Below are 4589 nucleotides of genomic sequence, written 5' to 3'. Positions count from 1 at the left end.
ATTGATAAAATAGCTTGGAGAAAATGCAGTTACACCGGAACAGGCAAAACCGTCCGGACACAGCAAAGCCACGGTCCTGAAGCCAGAACCGCCGCGGAAATTACGCAAACTGTTGATTAATAGATAATTATACCCCCCCCCCTCAGATTCCGGGCGGGAACGCAAGAATTATATGTGCCTGAAATGCCCATAATTGGACAAATATACGCACTCCATTTCATTTGTGCAAAAAATCTTCTTGCATTTGTGAAATCTGCAAGTTAATTTTGTGGCTTATGGAAGCACGGACCGCATAGGCATCAACTTTGACTCCGCCACACGCAACATAGACAAGGTTCTCGTGGGCTGAATTGTATCAACCGTAAATCCTTACGGATATTACAAATCAAAGTTTGACAATCTCATATTCTCTGTTGCCAAGACCTATCTTTGCGGCATGGTCCAGCTGGGCGCGCCACTCGGATTCAGGAGTTGAGTTCTTGAAATGGTCATGATGATCAACGAAACCCTCCTTGTGAATATTCTCATAGAGCTGGCTTCCAGGCATAGGCTTTGCTGCAAGAGCCGCATCAACGCAGGCCTGGTCAAGAGCGAGCGGGTCGAATGAAGCGAACATTCCAATGTTAGGGAGAATAGGAACGTCGTTCTCGCAGTGGCAGTCACAGTTAGGTGAAACGTCAATTATGAGTGAAATGTGGAACTGAGGTCTGCCGTCAACAACAGCCTTAGCATATTCGGCCATCTTGCAGTCCAGATGTTTGTTGGCGTCATAGTCCCTGTACTCTATGGCATCGAAGTTGCAGGCGCCAAGGCAGCGTCCGCAACCAACGCAATTGTTCAGGTCAATGCCCATCTTTCTGGTTTCCTCATTGTAAACCAATCCATTGTTGGCGCATTCCTTCTGACATCTTCTGCAACCGCGGCACTTATCCTCGCGAACAACCGGTTTTCCGTTGCAGTGCTGGTCCGCCTTACCTGCCCTTGAACCGCAACCCATTCCAATATTCTTTATTGTTCCGCCGAAGCCGGCTTCCTCGTGGCCCTTGAAATGAGTGAGCGATATGAAGATGTCGGCGTCCATGATTGCGCGGCCTATCATTGCCTTCTTGATGTATTCTCCGCCTTTCACCTCAACTGAAACATCATCCGTTCCCTTGAGGCCGTCGCCAATCAATATAGGACAGCCTACCGTGATAGGAGTGAAACCGTTCTCCCATGCGCAGTAAAGATGCTCGAGCGCATTCTTCCTGCTTCCCGGATACATTGTGTTGCAGTCCGTGAGGAAAGGCTTGCCACCAAGTCCCTTTACAACGTCAACAACGGCACGGGCCCAGTTAGGACGGAGGAAGCTCATGTTCCCAAGCTCCCCGAAATGCATCTTTATGGCAACGAACTTGCCATCCATATCAATTGAACCTATTCCTGCTGTACGAATAAGTTTCTGAAGTTTCTTTGTAAGACCGTCGCCATAGGCAATGGTTCTGAAATCAGCGAAATAAACCTTTGATTTTTCCATATTCAATATTTTTTGTTTACAAATTTAGCACGGAGCCTTCAAAATAGCAATAGGTCTGCCGTTCCGGATAATAATGGCTAAATTTGCATTATTCCAATTATCATTGATTAAAACTTTAAACATTAATGCAGTTATGATGAGCAATATTACACCAAGCATAAAATATATAGGCGTTGACGACCTTGACATTGATTTGTTCGAAAGCCAGTACGTGGTTCCTGAAGGAATGTCTTATAATTCCTATCTTATTGAAGATGAGCATATTTGTATAATGGATACAGCGGACGGCCGCAAGGCTGAGAAAATGCTTGCCAACTTCTTTCCCGCTTACGATTTCAGTGGCAGAACCATCGCTGTAAAAGATGGTGATACATTGAATCTGGGTGAGCACAGCCTCAAGTTCGTGGCTGCTCCTATGGTTCATTGGCCTGAGGTTATTGTAAGTTATGACAGCAAGGACAAGGTTCTCTTCTCTGCAGACGGTTTCGGAAAGTCCGGTGCTCAAGGAGAATCTGGCTTACTATATCAATCTTTACGATATCTGGTCAAAGTACGAGGCCGAGACAAACGGAGTTCTCGTTGCATACGCTTCAATACACGGTGGCACCAGGGCCGTTGCCGAAAAAGTTGCACAGATGCTTGAGAAGAAAGGCCTTGAGAAGGTGTCAATCATGGATCTCAGCCGTTGCGATATGGCTGAAGCCATTGAGGATGCTTTCCGTATGAGCCGCCTGGTTGTGGCAGCATCGAGCTACGATGCCAGCGTGTTCCCTCCAATGTATGATTTCGTGCATCACCTTGCCATCAAGGGATATCAGAACCGCAAGGTTGCAATCATTGAGAACGGTTCCTGGGCACCTTCAGTGATACGTGCGCTCAAACCTATGTTCGAATCAATGAAGAACATTGCCCTGATTGAACCTATGGTTACCATCTGGAGCCGCATGAAAGAGTCGGATATCCCTGCTCTCCAGCAGCTTGTTGATGCAATTGCGAAATAAATCTTCTGACTATTCATACAAAGCAGTAGTGATTGTTTGCAAACAATCACTACTGCTTTGTCATAAGTCTCTCCGCCAGCAACTGTGCGAAATCCTTTACAGGGACAGGTGAATGCTTGGAGTAGGTGGTCAGGCACAACGGGCAGGCGGTGATTATGCTGTCCGGAGATTCAGCCATGAGGTTCTCAACCGAATGCTCGGTTATATGTCCTCTTTCTTCATAATTGAGAGTAAGACTGCCTACCGAACCTCCGCAGCAGATGCTCTGAGCACGTTCCTTGGCGGCTTTCACAAGCTTGCCGGCACAAGCTATGGCCTCACGGGGTTCCTCATAGATTCCACAACCACGGCCTAGATCGCAAGGATCGTGATATACATATTTCAAGCCGCTGCGCTCGATTCTCAGACGTTTTTCCTTGATAAGTTCGTTGAAATACTCGGTGTAATGCATCACGCGTACGCCTTCCAGCTCATATTTCTCCCTGAACATCCTGTAACAGATAGCACAGCTTACAAGCAGAATCCGGGCACCGCTTTCCTTGATTATCTTTGTATTGGCCTCAACAAGCTGGGCGGCCTGCTGCAATCTTCCGGAAAGAAACAGCGGTCTTCCGCAACAAATGCTGCGGTCCCTGTCCATGTTTGACCAATCAACGCCAGCGACATTGAGCAGTTTCTCCACGGAAGTTCTCACAACAGGTGTAAGTGAACTCATGCAACCCGCATAATAAAGCACTTTCTGTGATGCGATATTCTGTAAAACCTGTTCAGAACTGCTTCCAAGATTCATGATTTTCTGGCCTATGCTTTTCACGGAACCGCCTATGCTCTTCACGGAGCCGCCAATGGTTGTGACTATTGTCCTAACCGCACCGGCTGTCTCCTTTCCAACAAGACCGGCACCATCTCCTGTGGCAGGCATCTGCAAGGCACCGCTGACACCAAGATACGAGAAATCAGGTGAGATATTGTAATGCTGAGCGCTTCTGTAGGCAAGCCTGAGGTCCACGGCATCTATCTGGATAGGACAGAGTGTTCCGCATTTTCCGCACATCAGACATTTCTGAGCTATTTCAAGACTGCGCTGCGCATTGTTCCTCTTGTACTGACGGACCAGATATACCGTAGCATCCTTTGACCTTTTGTGCAAACCCATGGGGCAGGCATCAATGCATACTCCGCAGCTTGGGCAGGTGAACATCTGCGCACGTGCAAAGCCTCTGTTATGAGAGCGCACCTTTAGCCCGGCATTCCTCATAGGAATGAGAAGTATCTCTGTAGGGATGTGCATATACCTTGTGAACGGCAGACAGACCAGGAACAATCCGAGATCTATTGAATACGCCCACCAGGCGATGGTAATGTTCTCAGGGTTATGCATGAAACTGCTCAACAGCCAGTTAATTGGAACAGTCATAAAACTTCCTCCGGCAACTCCGGCAGTAAAGCCTTCCGCTATCCACCTCAAAGGGAATATGAGCCACAGGCTGTACAGCCCTATATGGTCCAGCAGCGTAAGGCGGGTGGTTCTCTTCATGCCCAGCGCCATTGAACGGAACCTCTTGAATATTGCCAGGCCTATGCCAATCAGCACAACAAGCAGGAAGAAGTCCATGAGGAAGAAGAACAGGGCTCCTCCAACAGTTGCGCCATTCACCTGCATGAAGTATCTGAAGAAGATAGGATAATATACAAGATGCATTCTCTCAGGTATATAGAACCAGGTCTCTATATGTCCCAGCACTATGAGCATGAACCATCCGAAGGCTATGCTCGAATGCATGAATCCGAGCAGCACATTCCTTTTCCATAGCTTCACGTGAATGAGACAGTCAAGGAACATATCCTTGAGATTCTTCACAATTCCGGTAGGCGTAAAAAAGAAGGTTGTAAGCTTGGCCCTTTCCTCCTTGTCAAGCTGATATAATATTTTCGCCAATCCCCAGAAGCAGTAAAGCAGCACGAACACCATTCCGCAAAGGAAGGGCAGAACGAACGGGGCGAACGCTTCCAGAACTCTTTCCTGCATCATAATCACTGAATATTATAAATTTTCTGAATGCTGAGAATCA

Annotated in this window: 3 protein-coding genes and 1 pseudogene; 2 read left to right on the top strand and 2 right to left on the bottom strand. The window is 47.4% G+C overall.

Annotated elements, in window-relative coordinates:
* Positions 1–385: 385 nt before the first annotated feature.
* Positions 386–1516: a DUF362 domain-containing protein gene (locus AC06L3_RS07175; RefSeq protein WP_475669936.1), complete on the bottom strand. Its 1131-nt coding sequence runs from the start codon at positions 1514–1516 to the stop codon at positions 386–388.
* A 73-nt stretch (positions 1517–1589) separates the two neighbouring features.
* Here AC06L3_RS07175 and AC06L3_RS07170 point away from each other — a divergent pair.
* Both AC06L3_RS07170 and AC06L3_RS07165 read left to right on the top strand, forming a co-directional pair.
* A pseudogene (locus tag AC06L3_RS07170) lies at positions 1590–1958 on the top strand (MBL fold metallo-hydrolase); the annotation flags it as partial.
* A 4-nt stretch (positions 1959–1962) separates the two neighbouring features.
* Positions 1963–2517: a hypothetical protein gene (locus tag AC06L3_RS07165; RefSeq protein WP_475669937.1), complete on the top strand. Its 555-nt coding sequence runs from the start codon at positions 1963–1965 to the stop codon at positions 2515–2517.
* Between the two features lie 49 nt (positions 2518–2566).
* Here AC06L3_RS07165 and AC06L3_RS07160 read toward each other — a convergent pair whose 3' ends face one another.
* The gene (locus AC06L3_RS07160; protein ID WP_475669935.1) at positions 2567–4549 is read right to left on the bottom strand and encodes a (Fe-S)-binding protein; all 1983 of its coding nucleotides are present in this window, start codon (positions 4547–4549) and stop codon (positions 2567–2569) included.
* Positions 4550–4589 lie beyond the last annotated feature (40 nt).

The organism is Candidatus Egerieousia sp., from assembly GCF_056211015.1.
This window is presented reverse-complemented; position numbering and strand designations above follow the sequence as displayed.